This window comes from Bradyrhizobium sp. GW821-FHT13H05 (genome assembly GCF_058804065.1).
In genome coordinates this window covers 52,249-67,138 of sequence record NZ_JBXAPO010000019.1, presented here as the reverse complement: position 1 = coordinate 67,138, position 14,890 = coordinate 52,249, and the positions used below count along the sequence as shown (strand labels likewise).

Sequence of the window (14,890 nt, the reverse complement as noted above, 5' to 3'; positions counted from 1 at the left end):
CTGTCAGGGTCAAGAGGGTTTTGCAGTGAAGATTGGTGAACTCTCCCGCAGGACGGGGGTCAGCATCCGAATGCTGCGGTATTACGAAGCCGAAGGGCTGCTTGCGCCGCCACGCACAGACGCCGGGTATCGCGATTATGGCGCGACGGAAGAGCAAACCGTTCGGCGGATCAAGATGCTCGGCGCGGCCGGGATGACGCTCGAAACGATCCAGCAATTGCTCCCGTGCGTGAGGAACAACGATCCGGAATTTACGCCGTGCAACAATCTACGAAAAATACTCGCTGATCAGGTCAGCCTCATCGACGAACGTATCTAGACGCTCAGCCAAAGCCGGACAATATTGGCGGGCTTCCTGTCGAGCGTGAACTGATCGCCGGATCGTGAACTGGGGCCTCACCGCCCCCAATGCCACGCAAGCAGCAGTGCGTACAGGCCCATCGACCCGGCGTAGAGCGCGGCGAGCAACGCGTAGCCCGCGATCTGGCGACTGATCGCCGCCTTGGGCGTGATCCACCAGTCGAGCGCCCTGAAGGCGGCGGGCACGAGCCACCAGCCGAGCAACTGGGTGCTGACGAGATTGCCGACGAAGAGCGACAGCCAGATCGGCACGCCATGGCTGTCGATCAGCGGCCGGCTGATAAAATAGCCCCAGAGGTAGACCACGGGATAGAGCACCAGCAGGACGATGAGATTGCTCTTCCAGATCAGCGCAGGGCCTTGCTCCGGCGCCTGCGTCTTGCCGGAAGGAAACCAGAAATTGAAGCCGTAGCTCGCCCGCTTGACGTTCATGCCGGCGTTGAAGCGCGCGCCCTCCTTGAGCAGGGTCTGCCGCAAGGGCGAGTCCAGCCACGCATTGAGGTTGGCATCGCTGTCGAACGACAGGATGACGATCCATTCGTCGTGCAGGCCCGGTATTGGCCGTTCGATCTTGTGGCGAAGGAAGCCTTTGAACTCGGCTTCCGCAGCCTGGATGCGCTGCTGCCAGGTGAGGAATGCGTCCTCTAATCCAGCAGGCACCTTGAAGGAGATGACGGCGGAGACGGCGCTGTCGCGCTGCACGCCGGTGTCGGGCAGGATATGGACATCCTCCGAGCCAACGAAGAAGCGCTGCACCTCCGCGATCAGCTTTGTCCGCACCTCGCTCTGAAGCCAGGCGCGCGCCGCGGCCGGGCTGGCGAAGCGCACGATCGTCACCCAGTCCACATGCGCCGGCGGCTGCGGCGGCACGACCTCCTGGCTGAGAAAGCCGGGCCACGTCTTGAGCACCTCGCCCACCTCGCCGTTCCACCGCGCGAACGCGGCGAAGCCCTCGTCGGCGATGCGACGCTGGATGACGAGGGCGACCGGCTGGCCGGCCTTATCAGGTGACCCGTTCATCGGCGGCGGTCCGCTTCAGCTCTTCTTGTAGAGGCGCTTGCCCATCACCCAGGTCTCGTCGACGCAGCGATCGTCGCCGACCATCATGACGGCGAAGAGCATGTTCGCGGCTTCATCGACCGTGCGCGGACCGGCGCCGTCGGCGACCAGCGACTGGTGCCAGGGCTGCGCCACCGGGCCGCCATTGGGATCGAGCGCGACGAAATCGGCCTCCTTGCCGGGCTGGAAATTGCCGAGCTTGTCGTCGATGTAGAGGCCTTCGGCACCGCCGAGCGTGACCGACCAGAAGCCGCGATAAGGCGAGAGCTTGTTGCGCTCGGCCTCGGCGAGATCCTTGCGCGCCGGATCGATGCTGCCGTCGAGCATCGTGTTGTTGCACATGCCGACCTTGTAGGCGTCATCGAGCACGGAGATCATCGAGAAGCGGTTGCCACCGCCGACGTCAGTGCCGAACGACATCTTCACCCGATGCTCGGGATCGGTGGCGCGGCCGAGGCGGAACAGGCCGCTGCCGAGGAACAGGTTCGAGCACGGGCAGAACACGACCGCCGCGCCCTTCTTCGACATGCGGCGGAATTCGTTGTTCGAGAGATAGACGCCATGGCCGCCGGAGAATTTTGGACCGACCAGGTCGAACTTCTCGTAGACGCCGAGATAGTCCTCGCAGTCCGGGTGCTCGACCAGCACGCCGCTGCATTCGGCCGGGTTCTCGGAGATGTGGGTGTTGACCCAGCAATCCGGATGCTCGTGCTTGAGACGCTGACACGCTTTCAGCAGCTCCGGCGAGGCGCCGAAGGCGAAGCGCGGCGTGATGGCGTAGAGATTGCGGCCCTTGTTATGGTACTGCGCGATCAGCCGCTTGCTGTCGCGATAGAAGTTCTCGGGCGTGTCGATGAACTCGGCCGGCGCGTTGCGGTCGATCCCGGTGAGGCCCGCGATCACGCGCATGTTGCGACGGGCCGCTTCCTCGAACAGCTCTTCGGTCGAGACCGGTGAGGAGCTTGTGAAGGCCTGGCAGGTGGTGGTGCCGGCGGCGAGCAGCGCGTCGAGAAAACGCTTCACGCCCTCGCGCGCGTAGTTGCGATCCCGGTACTTGATCTCCTCGGGGTAGATCGACTTCTGCAGCCACGGCAGCAGCTGCTCGCCATAGGCACCGAGCACGCGGGTCTGCGGCAGATGGATATGGCCGTCGATGAAGCCCGGAACGATGATGCGGTCCTTGATATCAGTGATCTGCACGCCCGGATGTGCGGCGGCAATCTTGTCATAGGGACCGAACGCCTTGATGACGCCATCCGTGACGACCATCAGGCCGTCCTGATGAAAGCGCGCGGCCGCCTGCTCGTTGCCGATGTGCTTCCAGGGATCGTCGACGAAGTCGAAGAACGTGCCGCGAATACCGACGGTGGTCATGAATTGGTTCCTTCCTTAAGTCTGTGTGGTCTGGCGCGCCGCGGGAAGCGAGAGCGCAAGCAGCGTGCCCGCAATGGCGCAGAGGCCGAGATAGAGCCAGCCGATCGGCTCTTGCGTCGCTTCGGGCAGCACCGCCGCGATCGCCATGGCGCCGCTCACGGCGAGATAGCAGAGCGCGCTGATGAGGCCGCCGATCAGGCCGTGGTCGCGCTCGAACAGGCCGAGCGCCATGCCGTACATCATCGGGCACAGCACGCCGCAGCCGCCAAGCACCAAAGCGCCGCCGAGCGTGATCGACGCAAAATCGAGACCGACGACCATGCCGGTCGCGGTCAGGACCGCAGCGCCGGCAAGAAACAGTGCGAAGGCGCCGAAGCCCATGACACGAGCCGGCATGAAGTGCGCGAAATGTGCGCAGCCGAGCTCGCCGGCGAGGTTGACGCCGCCAAGACCGAGCGCAACGAGGCCGTAGATGGCGGCCGAATAGCCGAGGCCGCTCTGGTAGAAGAACGGCGCGACGACGCCGAATGCCAGCTGCGCGCTGGCGGCGGCGGCAAAGACCAGCACGAAGGCCAGGAAGCCTGGACGGACAAGCGCCTCGCGCAGAATACCGGCGGTACGGCGCGGATCGAACGGCGCGCGTCGCTCTGCAGGCAGCGTCTCGGGCAGAAGAAAGAGGACGATCGTGGCGACGATGGCCGCAGCAATGGCGATGATGACGAACACGCCGCGCCAGGACGTCAGCTCGACGATGAAGCCGCCGGCTGCCGGCGCCAGCACGGGCGCAAGCCCCCAGGCCGCACCAAGCAGGCCGGAGATCGCGGTAAGTTCTCGGCCGCGAAAACAATCGGCCGCGACCGCATAGGACACCACGAGGCAGGTGCAGCCGCCGATGCCTTGCAGGAAGCGCAAGCCCAGCAGCAGCGAGGCGCTGGTGGCGAGCGCGCAGGCGATGCTCATCGCGATGAGCACCGAGAGCCCCGCAAGCAGGACGTTGCGGCGGCCGAGCGTGTCGGAGGCGATGCCGACCGGCACCAGCGCCAGACTCATGCCGAGCATGTAGGCGGTGACGGTGTTCTGCATCGACGCGGAATCGGTTGCCAGATCCACCACCATCTGCGGCAGGCCCGGCGTATAGGCATCGAGCGGAATCTGGCTGAACGGCACGACGCACAAGAGGATCGGCACGATCCCACCCTTCGCGCGACCGGCGTCCGAAGCAAGTGCAGTCATGGCTTACGCCCCCTCGATGCCCGCGGGCCCCATCTTTTCGTGCGCGCAATGAGAGGCGACGATGCAGGTTGCGGATATTGACGCGCGGAGCGTGCCAGAACTGTGTGTAAAAATTCTTAGGAGGTCCGGTCCGATATGGGCGGCCTCACGCCCCGAACCATGCGGCGCGGTGACGCTCCGGCAAAAAATGCGAAAACAACCCCATGCACAGTAGGGATCTGATCGAAATCATTGGTCTTTCCAAAATTCGGTAAGAGCGAAATATTCACTTGCTCCGTCGGGCAAAACAGGAGCATAATTGCATCATCGCCGACCGTGGGGTCGCCGCCGCAGCGGGGCCATTAACCGTTCGGAAGGCATGGTCGTTTCGAACGGCGCTGTTCCCCAAATCGGCGGGCAGGTCTGAGGCCCGTTGCACGGCCCTTCTCATCCCCTTTCAAGATCGCACGTTCGATGCCCCGAGCCATCTGCCACGGGAATAGCTTCGACGCGGCAATGAGATACAATGGAGTTCATGATGATCGTGGATGGCGCTGACGTGGACTATGGCTCGATCGGCGCACTGCTGAGCGCACTCCACGCGCGAAAAATATCCGCATCGGAATTGCTCGCGCATACGATCGCCCGCATCGAGGCGCTGGACGGCCGGATCAACGCGATCATCGTTCGCGATTTCGACCGCGCTCGGGACGCCGCGCGCGCCGCCGATGCCGCGCTGGGCCGCGGCGAGCGGCTGCCGCTGCTCGGCATTCCCGTGTCCCTCAAAGAGCCGTTCAACGTCGCCGGCCTGCCGACCACTTGGGGCTTTCCGCATTTCAGGGATTTTCAACCAAAGGAAGATGCCCTCGTCGTCTCGCGGCTGAAGGCGGCTGGCGCCATCATCATCGGCAAGACCAACATCCCGATCGGCCTCAGGGATTTCCAGAGCTACAACGAAATCTACGGGGCGACCAACAATCCGTGGGACCTCGGCCGCTCGCCCGGCGGCTCCTCGGGTGGATCGGGCGCGGCGCTGGCCGCGGGGTTCGGCCCGCTCTCGATCGGCTCGGATATCGGCGGCTCGATCCGGGTGCCCGCGCATTTCTGCGGCGTGTTCGGGCACAAGCCGAGCCTCGGCCTGGTCCCGCTGCGCGGCTACAGCCTGCCGCCAGCACCGCCCGTCCCGAGCCAGGGCGATCTTGCCGTCGTCGGGCCGATGGCGCGCACCGCCTCGGACCTCGCATTGTCGCTCGACGTGATTGCCGGTCCCGACGAGACGCGCGACGGGATCGGCTATCGCCTTGCATTGCCGGCTCCGCGCCATAGCGATCTCCAGGATTTCAGGATCCTCGTGATCGACACCCATCCGCTGATGCCGACGGGCGATGCCGTGCGCTCCGCCATCGGACGGCTGGCGCAGCAGCTCGAACGATCGGGTGCGCGTGTCGCGCACACGAGTGCGTCGCTGCCCGATCTCGCCGATTCCGCACGGCTCTACATGAGACTGTTGAACGCTGCGCGAAGCCCGCGCCTGACACCCGTCGCCCTCGCAGAAGCGCAAGCAATTGCCGCAGGCCTCTCGCCCGATGACCGCAGCCTGCAGGCCGAACGCGCCCGCGGCTGGGGCATGCTCCATCGCGAGTGGCTGGCGATCGACGCCGCCCGCCTTCAGCTGCAACAGAAGTGGCTGCAGTTCTTCCGCGACGTCGACGCCGTGATCTACCCGGTTGCAGCCGTGCCGGCCTTCCCGCACGACCAGTCCGAGCCGTTCGACGCGCGGCAGCTCGACATCGACGGAAAGCTCTACAACTATTCGGATGCGTGTTTCATCTGGGCCGACCCCGCTTCGACCTGCGGTCTGCCGGCAACCGCCGTTCCGATCGAGCGCACGCCGTCTGGCCTGCCGGTCGGCGTGCAGATTATCGGGCCTTATCTCGAGGATCGCACGACGATCGCGCTGGCCGGATTGATCGAACGGGAATTCGGCGGCTTCGTCCCGCCGCCGGGGCTGGCTGCAAAGTAACCCGCGCCAGGCCGACCATGCCACGGACTCGTTCAGCGGCTGGCCGCCTGATGTCGGCTCAAACCCCGACAGCGGCGGAGAAGGAGCATCTTCCGATGTCGCCGAAGGGCCAGAAGCTGATGTTGAGGCGCAACACCGTCCAGTTTGTAGGACCTCAGATGAGGTGGCAGGTAATTGCGCTTAAGAAGAACACGACCAGTCCGATGCCAACCATCTTGAAGATGTAGGCATCCTCGACATCTCGCCCAAGCCATTCGAAATCTGCCCCCCACAGGACGGTTGCGACAAACCCTAGAACGAACGTAGTGATCACCAGCATCGCATAAATGGTGCCCATTAATGAGCTTTCATTGGCCTGCGCGATTTTGCGGGATCATATCAACGACGGTCCGTCGCGGCGATGACACCGAATACGCCGATAAACAATCCGGCAAAAATCGAAACGAGTAATACCAAACAGTCCGCTGTGACGGCAGTAAATTCCGAACCTAGAACGCGACCTAATAGAAGCATCAGCAGCAGAAAAAATCCCAAGCAGAGCACCGGCAAAAGCGCACGCCGCCGCGCCGCGAGCCGCTGAGTCGCGCTGGCAACACGAAAGTCCTGCAACAAGTTCCAGGGCCGACGAGACGATACGTGGGCACTCAGGGCTCCTACGATCAAGCAGGCAGTGAGGAAGTACATCAGGCAATCTCCCGCCTTTACCGCGACCTTGGGTAGAAGGAGCGGGTGAATTTCTCGCTTACGTGCTTGGTTTAGCTTTGGTTGCGGCGATTGCTTAAAAGCGTCAGATCCGATGAACCGGGCACGAAGTGAGCGCTAGTGTGAGTCTGCTTTGGGTCAAACTGAGAAGAACTCAGCCTGAGCAAATCTAGTTCGCCGTGCCCCAATAAGCGGACCTCCACGAGGTGCGCCGCCACTTCGCTGATGGGCCAACAACTGACGTCGATTCACGCCGTCACAAACCTAGAGAGGCCCATCAAGTTCGGCGACAAGCCGCGCCAGGTTTTCCGTCGCTCGCGGGCGGGCTTCGCGCAGACGTTCAAGAACGCGTTTGCCTTCAGGGCTAGACGCGGCGCCCGTATCCGGGAATCCCGCGCCTGATAGCCTGTGATCGGCGACCCACGGACCTAGCGCTTTTTCGGCCGCCCACCGTTGTCCATTTCGCAAGTCCGACAGGACGTTTCTAAGCCGATCCGCAGCAACGTCAGGTGTCGCAATCGGCACACAAATGTCGTTCTTCGTCGCGTCATCGTCATAGACCGCCTCAACATGTGCGATGAATGCAGCACTGAAGCTGAAACGTCCGGGCCGCACCATCTGAGGCGTGATCCGATCCCCGTTGAAGACCGGAACTGGAGGACGCCTCCTGAAACCCTTCGCCGTGCAATCCACATAGAGATCGTCCGGCGTTCCATCGACTATGCCTTGCTCAAGGACAATCGCGTCTCGCGAAATCCGTTTGACGCGTCCTTTGCGCACGACGTCCTTGATGGTGCTAAGGGCTTCCACTTCAGGAATCGCGAGCGTTGCGCCGCGAAATACCGTCGGCCACACAGTGCGGTCGATGCGCAGCATCTGACCTAGTTGTTCCAACCGCTCGAAGTAATCGGCCACTGACGTGGCTTCGGCTGCGGCCTCGAAGTGCTGAACCATTCCATCGACGGTACGCGCAAAAAACGCGTCACCGGGCTGAGTTGTCTCGCGATTTATCAGCCAGGAGTCTCGCGGTACGACCCATCGAATATTTTCTGATCGAGCGCCCATCTGCAGCAACCAGATGCCGACATCCATCGCTGTCTTACCGCCGCCCAAGATAACGGAGCGTTGGCGCCCAGGCGCCGCAATTGGCAACAGGTTCGGCGTTACGAGCTTGACACCTTCAGCGACTTCAAAAGAAGGGGTGTGCGTCGAAGGTACCTGGGTTTCTACAAACGTCGTGTCGACAAGCCTCTTGTTCCACGCGACCTGCTGGACTGTGCCCGAAAGGAGGGAAACAAATCGTCCGTCTCCCAAATAGTCACACATCGGAAAATACTGGACGCGACCCGACGGCAGAAAGCGATCTTGCACGAGTCGGTCGAAATAGCTCACGATCTCTGCACCCGAAGCCAGCTCGTAGTACCCCTTGTTAAGCCCGGAGACGTCGATCTGGTGATTGCCCAGCTGGCGCGAGCCAACGCCGTAAAATGCGGATGGTGCGTGCAGACGGACAAACGAATAGGCGTCGTTCCAGTGGCCGCCCGGCATATGATGCCGATCCACTAGGACAATATTTGCATCCGTGTCGGTCAACAGCTGATCTGCGAAGGACATGCCGACGGCACCGCTCCCGATGATCAGATAGTCGGTCGTCAGCATCGCTATCCTCCAGCCGCTGTTCCTCGGATGGCCTTGCCACATGCAGCAGTATTTTCCGCATGCAGACGGGATTGCCGTTTGCGGAAATTATGTCGTGGTCATCATAGAATGGAAATGGGCGCCCGTGCAGAAACTCGCATAATCCTATTGCTGGAATGTCCGCTGTGGGTCAAAAGCGGCGGTGGACGCCAAGTTGGATCGGCGTCCGGTTTGGCCCTGATAGCGGACATGAATACGCGCTCAATTGATCTTCGGCTAAGGGTCACAATCGGCAATGCGCTGGCCCATCAGAAGATTGATTCCTCCCTCAGGCGCCGACATTGGTCTTATGAGCGACCCTCGACGTCCTCTCGGCCGACTGCGCCTCGACCGCCTGCACCGCGACATCAGCCACCTGCCGCAACGCCTCGCGGTCCGAGCCTGAGGACGCCATCACGCCCATGCCGACGGACACCGCCATGACATAGCGCGCGAGCGCGGCAGGATCGGATGTCGGCTTGAGATCGCCTTCGGCCTTGGCGCGGACAAAGCGGTCGCGGAGCTGGTCTTCATTCTCGGCGCGGCGGGCGGCGAGCTCGAAGGGGACGTTTTCGGAGCCGGTGCCGCAGGCAATCCCGCCCTGCACCAGCAGGCAGCCGGGCGGATTGGCGGGATCGGTCTGCTTCTCGGCGATGCCCATCAGCATCCGCTCGGCGACATCACGCGCGGTGGGCTCGGCGACGATCTCGTCGATCCAGGCACCGCGCAGCTTGGTGTAACGGTCGAGCGCCGCCTTCAGCAGGCCCTCCTTGTTGCCGAAGCAGGCGTAAAGGCTCGGGGGATTGATGCCCATGGCCTCGGTGAGCTGGGCGATGGTGGCGCCCTCATAGCCATGGCGCCAAAACACTTCCATCGCCTGGTCCAACGCCGTTTCTGCGTCGAATTCGCGGGGGCGTCCCATGCCCATGTGCCTGTTCTCCTCGAAATCGGCGCCGTCCCTGAACCTAACGCCAGATCCTATCTATTTGTTCTCACTTTATTTTCTCTTCCGCTTGCCAACTCTTGCGGTAAGCGGCTACAATTTTCTTAGTGAATGGTACATAAGTATCTTGCACTGCGGCATCCAGCTCCACATCTGTAGTGAACACTACATATCTGGAGCGCGCAAATGCATCCCTCGCAAAACTCCCCCCGCAGCGGCCGTATCCGCCGCCTTCTCGGCGGCGTCGCCATCGTGGGCGCCCTCGCTGTTACCGGCTCGATCGCGACCGGCCACTACTTTCGGGCCGCGCAGGCAACCGCTACGGCGGCCGCGGCCGAGCAAGCCGTCCCCGTCACCGTCGCGCTGATCGAGCCAAAGCAGACCGTGCTGTGGGACGATTTCTCCGGTCGGCTCGAAGCCATCCAACGCGTCGAGCTTCGCCCGCGTGTCGCCGGTGCGATCATGTCGACGAACTTCACCGAAGGTGCGCTGGTGAAGGCCGGCGATGTTCTGTTCAGGATCGATCCGGCGCCCTACGCGGCCGAGGTCGACAAGGCCGCCGCCCAGCTCGAAGCGGCGAAAGCACGCGTTGTATTTACGCAGAGTGAGCTCGAGCGTGGCGCGCAGCTGGTCGGTAACGCCGTGGTCACGCGGCGTGACTACGACCAGCGCGACAACGCCAATCGCGAGGCCATCGCCAATGTGAAGGCGGCCGAGGCTACGCTCCAGACCGCAAAGCTCAATCTCGACTACACCGAGGTGCGTGCGCCCGTGGACGGCCGCGTCGGCAAGATCGAGATCACCGTCGGCAATCTCGTCGCCGCCGGCACCGCGTCCCCGGTGCTGACCTCGCTGGTCTCGGTCAATCCGATCTACGCGTCGTTCGACGCCGATGAGGAGGTCGTACTGCGGGCGCTGAACTCGATCGCGGATGCCTCCGGCAAGCGCGGCAATCTCGACCAGATCCCGGTGGAGATGGCGACCTCAGGCGGCCTCTCGGCGAAGGGCCACATCCAGCTCATCGACAACCAGGTCAACGGCCAGAGCGGCACCATTCGCGTCCGTGCGGTATTCAGGAATGAGGACGGGCGTTTGATCCCCGGCCAGTTCGCCCGCGTGCGCATGGGCCAGCCGAAGCAGCAGGCGCTGGTCATGATCGACGAGCGCGCGATCGGCACCGACCAGGACAAGAAGTTCGTGATGGGGGTCGGCGACGACAGCCGCGCGGTCTACCGGCCGATCACGCTCGGCGGCTCCGTCGACGGCCTTCGCATCGTGACGGCCGGGCTGAAGCCCGGCGACCGCATCGTCGTCAACGGCCTGCAGCGCGTGCGTCCCGGCGCCCTCCTCAAGACCGAAATCGCGGCAATGGGCGCGCGCGGGCCGCAGCAGGCTTCCAACCACAGCAACCAGGACGTGGTGCAACGCTAGTGCTTTCTGTCATCCCGGGGCGCGCTTAGCGCGAACCCGGGATCTCGAACTTACGAAGCTCCGACCATCTCACTTCTGGATTCCGGGTTCGCGGGCTTCGCCCACGCCCCGGAATGACGGCGGCGCGGTCGGAGAACCGCACGATATTGCCCAGGGGCAAGGCCATGAATCTCTCAAAATTCTTCATCGATCGTCCGATTTTCGCCGGCGTGCTGTCGGTCCTGATCTTCCTCGCCGGGCTGATCTCGCTGTTCGCAATGCCGATCTCGGAATATCCCGACGTGGTGCCGCCCTCGGTGCTGGTCCGCGCGACCTATCCCGGCGCCAACCCGAAGGTGATCGCGGAGACGGTGGCAACACCGATCGAGGAGCAGATCAACGGCGTCGAAGGCATGCTGTACATGTCGAGCCAGGCGACCACCGACGGCGCGATGACGCTGACGGTGACGTTCCGGCTCGGCACCGACCCCGACAAGGCGACGCAGCTGGTGCAGAACCGCGTGCAGCAGGCCGAGCCGCGCCTCCCCGCAGTGGTACGCCAGCTCGGCATCATCACCAAGAAGTCGTCGCCCGACCTCACCATGGTCGTGCATCTGCTGTCGCCCAACGGCCGCTACGACATGACGTATTTGCGCAACTATGCGGTGCTCAACGTCAAGGACCGGCTGGCGCGGATCGACGGCGTCGGCGACGTCCAGCTTTATGGCGCCGGCGACTATTCGATGCGGGTCTGGGTCGATCCGCAGAAGGCGGCCGAGCATGGCCTGACCGCGAGCGACATTGTGCGGGCGATCCAGGCGCAGAACGTCGAGGCCGCCGCCGGCGTGGTCGGCTCCTCCCCGAACGTCAGGGGTATCGACCTGCAAATGTCGGTCAATGCGGAAGGACGGCTCGCGAACGAGGAACAGTTCGGCGACATCGTGGTCAAGACCGGCACGCGCGGCGAAGTCGTGCGGCTGCGTGACGTCGCGCGCATCGAGCTTGGCGCCTCCGAATACGGTCTGCGCTCGCTGCTCGACAACAAGCAGGCGGTCGCGATCCCGATTTTCCAGGCGCCCGGCTCCAACGCGCTGGAGATTTCCGATCACGTCCGCGCCACCATGGCCGAGATCAAGAAGAACATGCCGGAGGGCGTGTCCTATCAGATCGTCTACGACCCCACCCAGTTCGTGCGCTCCTCGATCGAGGCCGTGATCCACACGCTGCTGGAGGCAATCGCGCTGGTGGTGCTGGTCGTGATCCTGTTCCTCCAGACCTGGCGGGCCTCGATCATCCCGCTGCTGGCGGTGCCGGTGTCGATCGTCGGCACGTTTGCGGTGATGCATCTGTTCGGCTTCTCCATCAACGCGCTCAGCCTGTTCGGCCTCGTGCTGGCGATCGGCATCGTCGTCGACGACGCCATCGTCGTGGTCGAGAACGTCGAGCGCAATATCGAGGGCGGGCTGTCGCCGCGCGACGCGACCTATCAGGCGATGCGCGAGGTCTCGGGCCCGATCATCGCGATCGCGATGGTTCTGATCGCGGTATTCGTGCCGCTCGCCTTCATCTCGGGCCTTACCGGGCAGTTCTACAAGCAGTTCGCGCTGACGATTGCGATCTCGACCGTGATCTCGGCCGTCAATTCGCTGACGCTGTCGCCAGCGCTGTCGGCGCTGCTGCTGAAGGGCCATAACGAGCCGAAAGACCGGCTGACGATCATCATGGAGAAGAGCCTTGGCTGGTTCTTCCGCGGCTTCAACAAGGCGTTCACACGCTCCTCGGAGAATTACAGCGGCACCGTCACCAAGGTGATCTCGGGCAAGGCCGCGGTGATGGGCCTCTATGTGATCCTGGTCGGCGTGACCGCCTTCCTGTTCCAGCAGGTGCCTGGTGGATTCGTGCCGGGCCAGGACAAGCAATATCTGGTCGGCTTCTCGCGCCTGCCCGATGGTGCCGCGCTCGACCGCACCGAAGAGGTGATCCGCAAGATGAGCGACATCGCGCTGACCCAGCCCGGTGTGGAAAGCTCTGTCGCATTCCCCGGCCTGTCGATCGCCGGATTCACCAACTCGTCAAATGCGGGCATCGTGTTCTCGACGCTGAAGCCGTTCGACGAACGCAAGAGTCCGGCCCTGAGCGGAAATGCCATCGCGGCCGATCTCAACAAGAAATACGCTGGGATCCAGGAAGCCTTCATCGCCATGTTCCCGCCGCCGCCGGTCAACGGCCTCGGCACCATCGGCGGCTTCAAGCTGCAGATCGAGGACCGCGCCGGTCTCGGTTATGACGCGCTGAACGAAGCGACCAAGGCGTTCATGGCGGCGATGCAGAAGGCGCCGGAGATCGCCGGCGTGTTCTCGAGCTTCCAGGTCAACGTGCCCCAGCTGTTCGCCGACATCGACCGCACCAAGGCGCTCCAGCTTGGCGTGCCCGTAACGGAGGTGTTCAACACGCTCCAGATTTATCTCGGCTCCTACTACGTCAACGACTTCAACAAGTTTGGCCGTACCTACTCCGTCTATGTCCAGGCCGACGCGCCGTTCCGCGCGCGTGCCGACGACATCAGGCAGTTGAAGGTGCGCTCGTCCTCCGGCGACATGGTGCCACTGTCGGCGCTGCTCAAGATCCGCCAGAGCGCGGGGCCTGAGCGCGCGATCCGCTACAACGGGTTCCTGTCGTCCGACATCAACGCGGCCGCGGCGCCCGGCTTCTCGTCGGGCCAGGCCCAGGAAGTCGCGACGCGGATCGCGGCGGAGACGTTGCCGCCCGGCTTTGCCTTCGAATGGACCGACCTGACCTATCAGGAATTCATCGCCGGCAATTCCGGCTTGTGGGTGTTCCCGCTGGCGATCCTCTTGGTGTTCCTGGTGCTGGCCGCGCTCTATGAGAGCCTGACCCTACCGCTCTCGATCATCATGATCGTGCCGATGGGCCTGCTCGCGGCGATGTTCGGCGTCTGGATCTCCAAGGGCGACAACAACGTCTTCACCCAAATCGGCCTGATCGTGCTCGTCGGGCTCTCGGCCAAGAATGCGATCCTGATCGTCGAATTCGCGCGCGAGCTCGAATTCGCCGGTCGCACGCCGATCCGGGCCGCAATCGAGGCGAGCCGGCTGCGGCTGCGCCCGATCCTGATGACGTCGATGGCGTTCATCATGGGCGTGCTGCCGCTGGTGCTCTCCACCGGCGCCGGCTCCGAGATGCGGCGCGCGATGGGCGTTGCCGTGTTCTCCGGCATGATCGGCGTCACCGTGTTCGGCCTGTTCCTGACGCCGGTGTTCTATGTGCTGCTGCGGACCGTCACCGGCAACAAGCCGCTGGTGCATCATGGCAGCGACATCAGCGCGGCGCCGGTGCAGGAGCTACGCCACGAGGGCGCGGGGCACTAGATCAGGGAAATCCCCGAGATCAACAACAGAACGAGCACGGTCTTGCGAAAGACCGTCTCGTTGACCCGGTGAAAGGCGATCACGCCGAGCGCAGATCCTGCAAAGAGAGCCGGCAGGCTGATCGCAAGGTCGACGAAGACCTTTGACGACAGATCCTGGTGTCCGACCAGCAGCGCGATCGCGAAGACCTGCATCGCCGCAATGAAGGGCTGCACCAGGCCACGCTGCTCGCTCTTGGGCATGCCGCGCATGTCGCACCAGATCGTCGGGATCGCGCCGGGCATGGCCGTGAGACCACCGACCAGCCCTCCTCCGAACCCGATCAAAGCGACCCAGTGTCTGCCGACCGCTTCCCCCGCTGTCACCAGCGTTGGCCGCAACAGCATATAGGCCGCATAGAGCGCGACGATGACACCAAAACCGCGGCGGAGCAGATGCGTGTCCGTGCTCTGCAACAGCGAGACAGCGATGGGCACACCGATCAATCCGCCGACGATCAGCAGCAGGCTGCCTTCCCAGCGGATGCTGCGCCGGAGCGCCCACAGATTGGTCGCCTGCACGCCGATGCTGCACGCCATCATCAGCGGCACGGCCTCCAGCGGCTGAAACACCCGCAGCAGAATGGCGCCTGCCACCGCGGAGAACGCGAAGCCCGAGAGCCCCGAAACGAAGGCGCCTGCAAACACGGCGACACTGAGCAGAAGGCTGGTTGCGATGTCAGGCACGATGCATCCTCCCGGA

General features: G+C 63.4%; 12 protein-coding genes. 4 read left to right on the top strand and 8 right to left on the bottom strand.

What is annotated here, in order from left to right:
- Positions 1-25: 25 nt before the first annotated feature.
- On the top strand, positions 26-319 hold the full coding sequence (locus AC1RR3_RS34785; protein ID WP_492829184.1) for a MerR family transcriptional regulator: 294 nt from the start codon (positions 26-28) through the stop codon (positions 317-319).
- A gap of 77 nt (positions 320-396) precedes the next feature.
- Here the strand turns inward: AC1RR3_RS34785 and AC1RR3_RS34780 are convergent, their stop codons facing one another.
- The 3 genes from AC1RR3_RS34780 to AC1RR3_RS34770 are packed head-to-tail and all read right to left on the bottom strand — an operon-like array spanning position 397 to position 4,026.
- The gene (locus AC1RR3_RS34780; RefSeq protein WP_492829183.1) at positions 397-1,380 is read right to left on the bottom strand and encodes an antibiotic biosynthesis monooxygenase; all 984 of its coding nucleotides are present in this window, start codon (positions 1,378-1,380) and stop codon (positions 397-399) included.
- A 15-nt stretch (positions 1,381-1,395) separates the two neighbouring features.
- Complete coding sequence (guaD, locus tag AC1RR3_RS34775; protein WP_492829181.1) at positions 1,396-2,793, bottom strand: guanine deaminase; 1,398 nt, start codon at positions 2,791-2,793, stop codon at positions 1,396-1,398.
- A 15-nt stretch (positions 2,794-2,808) separates the two neighbouring features.
- Positions 2,809-4,026 (bottom strand): multidrug effflux MFS transporter, encoded by a 1,218-nt coding sequence (locus AC1RR3_RS34770; RefSeq protein ID WP_492829180.1) that lies wholly within the window; start codon positions 4,024-4,026, stop codon positions 2,809-2,811.
- 505 nt (positions 4,027-4,531) lie between these two features.
- Here AC1RR3_RS34770 and AC1RR3_RS34765 point away from each other — a divergent pair.
- On the top strand, positions 4,532-6,028 hold the full coding sequence (locus AC1RR3_RS34765) for an amidase (RefSeq protein WP_492829178.1): 1,497 nt from the start codon (positions 4,532-4,534) through the stop codon (positions 6,026-6,028).
- 154 nt (positions 6,029-6,182) lie between these two features.
- Here the strand turns inward: AC1RR3_RS34765 and AC1RR3_RS34760 are convergent, their stop codons facing one another.
- From AC1RR3_RS34760 to AC1RR3_RS34745, 4 genes are all read right to left on the bottom strand, one after another.
- Positions 6,183-6,365 (bottom strand): hypothetical protein, encoded by a 183-nt coding sequence (locus AC1RR3_RS34760; protein ID WP_492829176.1) that lies wholly within the window; start codon positions 6,363-6,365, stop codon positions 6,183-6,185.
- Positions 6,366-6,406: 41 nt separating this feature from the next.
- Complete coding sequence (locus tag AC1RR3_RS34755; protein WP_492829174.1) at positions 6,407-6,712, bottom strand: hypothetical protein; 306 nt, start codon at positions 6,710-6,712, stop codon at positions 6,407-6,409.
- Between the two features lie 282 nt (positions 6,713-6,994).
- Complete coding sequence (locus AC1RR3_RS34750) at positions 6,995-8,389, bottom strand: NAD(P)-binding protein (protein ID WP_492829172.1); 1,395 nt, start codon at positions 8,387-8,389, stop codon at positions 6,995-6,997.
- 307 nt (positions 8,390-8,696) lie between these two features.
- The gene (locus tag AC1RR3_RS34745) at positions 8,697-9,335 is read right to left on the bottom strand and encodes a TetR/AcrR family transcriptional regulator (RefSeq protein ID WP_492829170.1); all 639 of its coding nucleotides are present in this window, start codon (positions 9,333-9,335) and stop codon (positions 8,697-8,699) included.
- Between the two features lie 201 nt (positions 9,336-9,536).
- Between AC1RR3_RS34745 and AC1RR3_RS34740 the strand changes: the two genes are divergently transcribed.
- Together AC1RR3_RS34740 and AC1RR3_RS34735 are read left to right on the top strand one after the other, a co-directional pair.
- Positions 9,537-10,781, top strand: a complete 1,245-nt coding sequence (locus AC1RR3_RS34740) for an efflux RND transporter periplasmic adaptor subunit (RefSeq protein WP_492829168.1) — start codon at positions 9,537-9,539, stop codon at positions 10,779-10,781.
- 164 nt (positions 10,782-10,945) lie between these two features.
- On the top strand, positions 10,946-14,149 hold the full coding sequence (locus AC1RR3_RS34735; RefSeq protein ID WP_492829166.1) for an efflux RND transporter permease subunit: 3,204 nt from the start codon (positions 10,946-10,948) through the stop codon (positions 14,147-14,149).
- Here AC1RR3_RS34735 and AC1RR3_RS34730 read toward each other — a convergent pair.
- Complete coding sequence (locus tag AC1RR3_RS34730; protein WP_492829164.1) at positions 14,146-14,874, bottom strand: sulfite exporter TauE/SafE family protein; 729 nt, start codon at positions 14,872-14,874, stop codon at positions 14,146-14,148. The two genes, AC1RR3_RS34735 and AC1RR3_RS34730, sit on opposite strands and share 4 nt — an antisense overlap.
- Positions 14,875-14,890 lie beyond the last annotated feature (16 nt).

Coding starts and splice junctions, on each gene's coding strand:
- AC1RR3_RS34780 (WP_492829183.1), bottom strand. CDS start 1,380: ATGAACGGGTCACCTGATAAGGCCGGCCAGCCGGTCGCCCTCGTCATC.
- guaD (WP_492829181.1), bottom strand. CDS start 2,793: ATGACCACCGTCGGTATTCGCGGCACGTTCTTCGACTTCGTCGACGAT.
- AC1RR3_RS34770 (WP_492829180.1), bottom strand. CDS start 4,026: ATGACTGCACTTGCTTCGGACGCCGGTCGCGCGAAGGGTGGGATCGTG.
- AC1RR3_RS34765 (WP_492829178.1), top strand. CDS start 4,532: ATGGAGTTCATGATGATCGTGGATGGCGCTGACGTGGACTATGGCTCG.
- AC1RR3_RS34760 (WP_492829176.1), bottom strand. CDS start 6,365: ATGGGCACCATTTATGCGATGCTGGTGATCACTACGTTCGTTCTAGGG.
- AC1RR3_RS34755 (WP_492829174.1), bottom strand. CDS start 6,712: ATGTACTTCCTCACTGCCTGCTTGATCGTAGGAGCCCTGAGTGCCCAC.
- AC1RR3_RS34750 (WP_492829172.1), bottom strand. CDS start 8,389: ATGCTGACGACCGACTATCTGATCATCGGGAGCGGTGCCGTCGGCATG.
- AC1RR3_RS34745 (WP_492829170.1), bottom strand. CDS start 9,335: ATGGGCATGGGACGCCCCCGCGAATTCGACGCAGAAACGGCGTTGGAC.
- AC1RR3_RS34740 (WP_492829168.1), top strand. CDS start 9,537: ATGCATCCCTCGCAAAACTCCCCCCGCAGCGGCCGTATCCGCCGCCTT.
- AC1RR3_RS34735 (WP_492829166.1), top strand. CDS start 10,946: ATGAATCTCTCAAAATTCTTCATCGATCGTCCGATTTTCGCCGGCGTG.